The sequence below is a fragment of the Acidisoma sp. C75 genome (genome assembly GCF_054665095.1).
In genome coordinates this window covers 1-267 of record NZ_BAAFHD010000048.1, presented here as the reverse complement: position 1 = coordinate 267, position 267 = coordinate 1, and the positions used below count along the sequence as shown (strand labels likewise).

Annotated in this window: 1 protein-coding gene; it reads left to right on the top strand. The window is 67.4% G+C overall.

Annotated features, from left to right (window positions below):
* On the top strand, positions 1–267 hold a 267-nt coding region (locus tag ACYQ7X_RS17510; protein ID WP_459698357.1), incomplete at both ends, for a hypothetical protein.

Here is a 267-nt window from a genome sequence, read left to right as displayed (position 1 = left end):
GGCGAGATCCTGGCGCGCGATCTCCTGCCCGCCCGCCTCCGCAGCTTCGGCCCCGCCGTCAATGTCATGGCGTTCGATTACGCCTGCCGCTTCGGCGAAATCGGCTTCACCGCCCGCAACGTCTCGATCGGCCCGATCGAGGATATCGGCTTCAGCCTCTATGACCGCGCATCCGGTGTGCCGGAGATCGAGCTGCACGCCAATCCCGCCCTCTATGACCGCGCCCGGCTCGCAACACTCCGCGATGGCCTCGCCCGCATTCTGGAG